Genomic DNA, 5,494 nt, shown 5'->3' on the forward strand with positions numbered 1-5,494 from the left:
CTTTCGCAGGAATGACACCGAGCGTGTTTTGCGAGCTATACAACAAGGCCAGCTTGGGATGACATTATTGCTTTATATAAATATTTCACAGAATTCTTAAAATGGCAATCTATAAGTAAATCCTACTCCAAATTCTCCAACGGCTATAGTTTTTTGATAGGATTTGCCGGCACGAATTGTCCTGTTTTCATATCAAGCGTATCATAATTAATTCTTACTCTATATGCCGTTTGTAATTTTGCGGTTGCATCAATACTTAAATTTGAAGTTACATCTTGTGAAACTCCAAGACCTGCTTGCCACGCAACACAATTTTTATGAGTTCTTCTTACTTTAAAATAATCACCATTTATAACACTCCGCTTAGAGGAGGTAGATTTAACTTTTACTTGTGCTATTCCACCTCCAAGTATTACAAAAGGTGTGAAAGTTTTTATTTTTTCTAAATCATAAATAAGACTTAGCATATATATTTGATAATACTTTAGTATTACCCGGGGTTTTAGGAATAGTGAGACCATTACTTAAATTTTGCTGAGGTAATACGTAATGCAGACGATATTTAGGTTGATAAGTTGCTGAGAATTCAATAGCTATCTGTGGATATATTATATAGCCTATTCTCCCACTACACATGCTTGATTTTTTTAAAATTATTTCGGTATTTGAGTATTTATGTCGGAATTTACTAACGACCGGTTCAACTATTCCGCCTTCTGCTCCTATATAGAACCCTGTTTCTTTTGCAAAAGCAATGTTATTAACAATGATGATAGTAATAAAAAATAATTTTAGTAATTTAGTCATTATAATTGCTTAAAAAATAAAAAAATATTATATACCCCCTTTATTAATGGTCAATCATATTTTTTCTAATTATGGAAGCAATTATACCAAATAGTAATAAAGTAATAGTTACAACGAGCGAAACATATGCCGGAATTGCTATATAATGGTGAATAAATATTTTAAATCCGATAAATATTAAAATTAAAGCTAAAGAATATTTTATATAACTGAAACGTTCTACAATTTCTGCTAAACAAAAGAATAATGCTCTAAGTCCTAAAATAGCAAAAATATTTGAAGTATAAATTATATAAACATCATTAGCAATCGCAAATATTGCCGGTATACTATCTATGGCAAAGACTAAATCTATTGCTTCTATCAGTACTAGAGATATAAAAAGAGGGGTAAAATATAGTTTGTTATTACGTTTAACAACAAATTTACCCCCTTCAAGATTAGGAGTAATATTTAGATTTTTTACTATTGACTTGTAAATATAAGAATTCTGTATATCAAAAGTTTTATGTGATACATAAAAAGTTTTTATACCGGTAGCAATAAGTATTACGGCAAAAATATATAATAACCAAGCAAATTTATTTATAAGAATAATACCGCTGTAAATCATTATGGCTCTGAATATTATTACGCCTATTATACCAAAAAATAAAACACGATGTTGATATTTCCCGAGAATTTTAAAAAATTGGAAAATAATAGAGATAACAAAAATATTATCAAGGGACATAGCTTTCTCAATGAGAAAGCAGGTATAATATTCACGAGCATGTTCTGCTCCCGTATTATAGTAAACATAGATACCGAATAAACAAGCTATTACAAAATAGAAAAGACTAAAAAGTACACTTTCTTTAAAGCTCATTACGGTATTTTTTTTGTGTACTATTCCCAAATCGAGAACCAGTAAAGCAGCGATTACCGTATAAAAAATAATCCAACTCATTTATTTATCTCTTCATTTTATATTGCATGTGGAAATATAGCCCCCCACCAAACATAACTCTTAGCTGGAATCTTATAATATTTTCTCCTTGTTTTAAATAAGGTTTGATATTAATAGGATTGTTTGCACTAATAGGTTGGTTATTAACTTTAGCTTGTAATGCTTGACCTTGGTCGTTCCCATTATTGCAGTACCTTTTGTCGTCTAGAGAATCAACATTAGTAGGGAGGCTAAGTAGCTTTGTGCCATTGACATATATTAATGTGCAATCATCATACCATAAATCTTCTACTCTAAAATACTCAATATCGTCCATTATTGCATCTAAAGTTACTTTGAATTCTACAGTATGCAATATTGTATCGCCCGGTTCACCTGTCGCTTCTATAAATGCCCCATCCTTTGGAAATGCCATAATGCTTCCCTGTTGTACCGGTTTTTTGTTTAAGATATAGTCACCTATTTTAGTTACTGGATTATAAGGGGTCTCAGGTAATTGACTTGATGGAAAGTCGTTATAACCGACCTTTATAGGCAATCCTGTAGATTCTCTACAGCCGACATTTTGCCCTAAAGGTTCAAATTCAACAACTTTTCTATCAAAGTATGATAAACAATGGCGTTCTAAAGGTTTACTAGGATCAATAACTATCCAATTCGTCGGGCATCTTCCTATTGCAAGTTCTCCTATATCGCTTTCATCCCATTCTGCATTACCGTGGGCGCTACCGGAAGGAGCATCAGCTGTGCTAGGAATTTTAGCACAAGTAGGTACTAATATAGGAGCACAAAGATCTAGCTCTTGCCAAGTTTTATCTCTTACATCCTCGGTCTCAGCTTTATATGTCGGCTCTGGAGGATGGTTTTCGTCTCCTGCTGTATATGTCACTGTATAATATTTTGATTTATCATCTAACGGTACTAATTTTGGTCCTTTATCAGGTCCTGGCTCGACTCTATCTTTATAATCCCTACTTAAAACACATACTGGAGTATTAGGGCTATTATTATTAGTATAGCAGTTACTTGGAATATTATTTATATTGCAAGCATAAATGGTAATACCTTCCACTGTTTCTTTTAGAGTACAGCTACTTGTATTTATATCTTTGCTGCATAAACCAAGGTTTGGATATTTAAGGCTATATGTATTTTTAAAATTCTTACAATTTATAGTATTGTTGTTGTTTAATTTAGCAAGTACACAATTTATCGAGTCATTATTGTAACCGGGAATAGGTGAACCATCAGGTAAAGTAGGAATCGGCATAGGATTACAATGTTGGAAATTTTTCGGCATCAAGCAGGCATGCGTTCCACCTTGGATATATTTACCGTTTATATATTCTAAATATTTTAAATATACCGCACTTGAGTCAGGTTTTCCATTGCTATCATAAGGTTCTTTATCGTCTTTATATTTACCGTGAATAGTCAACTGATTTAGAGCATTCTCTCCTGAAAACGGCATAGCAATATATTTATCATTTGTCGGATCTTTTGGTGGATCTTTAGGTATAAACGCAACGGAAGAACTATACTTATAACCGGCAAGCATTACTATGCTTTCTGTGTCCGTGGGATTGGGAGGTGGAGGTCCGGCGTATGCTAACGGTGTTACAAGAGTGCTTGTTTCATCTATAATGTTAATAGTTCCATCTGTTTGTTTCTCTCTTACCTGCACTGAAGCAATGAATTGCGGTTTATAATAAGCATCGTTGGCATTGTTATTAGTGCAGGTAATTCCAGCATATTGTCTTGAACATTCATAAGCAGCTAGACTATAAGAATGATTTACTCTCGGTACGCAATCTATTAAATTACCGGACTCAAATAAGCAAATATTATTAGGATTTTGCTTATCATCTTCGGTATTACTAATAGAGACATAAAGTTTTCTATCTTTACCGTTATTGTCTTTTAGAGTGACATCTGTCTTTATAGGCATTAGGCTATTTGTATCTTGTTTTTGTACCTGAGGGAATTTTACACTTACATCCTTAAATTCACCGATATTAATTCCCCATACTTTTTGGCAGGTAGTTGAACTAGAACTTGGGCAGTCCGGTATATCGCTTATGTAGTAATCGCTAGGTGTTTCTACATTTCCAATTTTCTGTGAATATACTATTCTAAAACCCTCATTACAACCGTTAGCCGTAACACTACATGGCGTAGATATATCTGTATTAAAACATGGGGTGCTGCCTGAAGTATTCTTACACGATTTAATTAAATCTTTAAAAGCCGTATTAGTATGAGTAATTTTTGCTGAAGAAAAATCTGTATTACGTGGTTCTACACAAGTTTTGAGGTCAGAGTTTGATCCTGTGCAAAGTGGAACAAGATTACTAAAGCTAACACGTATGGTATTATTAACAATATTGTTTTTAACATTGATATTAGACGGCACTACACACGCCGGACTAGTAGAAGATTGATCAAAATTGCCGCTTGCATCTTTTATGCTACATACATTATTAGCACTAGCATTAATGCTAATATAATCTAAACTTGGGCAATATGGCGGTGGAAAAGGTCCTAAAGGCAATTGTACACAACCAAAAGAATAGCTATCTACAGAACCGTTTAATGATCCAAGTGCTTCAATAACTTTTATTATTAAACTAGGAAAAAAATTAAAAACCTCTCCTATTGCGTTAAGTATTGATTGAAGTACTTTTATAAATTCTGAATCTTGATCTATCATACCAAGAAGCTGCCCTAATAAACCTGGCAAACTTGTTCCTTTTACCATTTCAACTAAAAATTTTAATACTTTTGCAATAGGACTAAGTTCGTTAGTTTGATGAAGAGGTTGACGATTAGGATTCCAATCCATTGGATCAAGATGTACACCGGAATCTGAAACAAGGTTAACAAGTCCAGGGTCACTATAAGCACAAAGTTTAGGAGATTTTAAAGTGACTATTTTTCCATCTACACCTATTATCTTATTATCAGCTTCTGTATAACCGACTTTATTGAGATGTACTCCATCGGTATAACCTGGATCTGCAGGGGAAGGCGTGGCGTTTATTCCGGGAGGCAGAGGCATATCCGGTACGGCAACTCTAGCACAGACTCTAGTTAGAGGTAGACCGTAACCTGTAGGCCATAATACACATTCTCCATCCCAATTTAGGGTGGAGTTTTGATGCCAACAAGCGACAGCATTACAGCTTTGAACTCTAATACGAATTTTTGGAGTAAAGTAACTACTATCAGGGGCTTCTTCCGCACATCTATTGAGTAAAAAACCGATAAATGTACCTGGGTAATCAAATTTTAATAAACAAGTATCATTATCACGACCGTCGCTTTTATTCCAAGGAGGACATAATGTGCCTGGTTTAAAGGGTCCTCTTTTTACTTCATTTTTGCTGCCTCTATTCCAAGTTTCCGTTCTATCGCTTTGTCCGCAATTACAGGGATCGCGAAGACAATCGGCTATATCGCCCCAAATAGATGCCTGCACATTAAATGAGAAAAATGAAAATAAGAAAAATAATAAATATTTTTTTAACACTTTGAGTATTCTTTATGTTCGTTGTTTTGTTGTCATTGTGAGAAGGCATTGCTCGCATGGACCGATTTTTCGTCATTGCGAGCGACTGTAAGGAGCGTGGCAATCTCATGAAATTAAAACTAGATCGCAACAAAGCTCCGCTCCTCACAAGGCATTGCCCGCGTGGACCAATTTCGCCTTTGTCATACCGTGGCTTGACCACAGTATCC

At 34.3% G+C, this 5,494-nt stretch carries 2 protein-coding genes and 1 pseudogene; all 3 read right to left on the reverse strand.

All coding sequences use genetic code 11. The features are described 5' to 3' along the window. Positions 1-96 precede the first annotated feature (96 nt). Positions 97-807 (reverse strand): annotated as a pseudogene (locus KYQ89_RS04665) (outer membrane protein). A gap of 43 nt (positions 808-850) precedes the next feature. Next, on the reverse strand, positions 851-1,756 hold the full coding sequence (locus KYQ89_RS04670; protein WP_218460622.1) for a TerC/Alx family metal homeostasis membrane protein: 906 nt from the start codon (positions 1,754-1,756) through the stop codon (positions 851-853). 4 nt (positions 1,757-1,760) lie between these two features. Continuing rightward, a complete protein-coding gene (locus KYQ89_RS04675) occupies positions 1,761-5,285 on the reverse strand; it encodes a hypothetical protein (RefSeq protein WP_218460623.1) in 3,525 nt (1,174 codons plus the stop codon). Positions 5,286-5,494 lie beyond the last annotated feature (209 nt).

Source organism: Rickettsia sp. TH2014, assembly GCF_019249195.1.
In the GTDB taxonomy this organism is placed as follows: domain Bacteria; phylum Pseudomonadota; class Alphaproteobacteria; order Rickettsiales; family Rickettsiaceae; genus Rickettsia; species Rickettsia felis.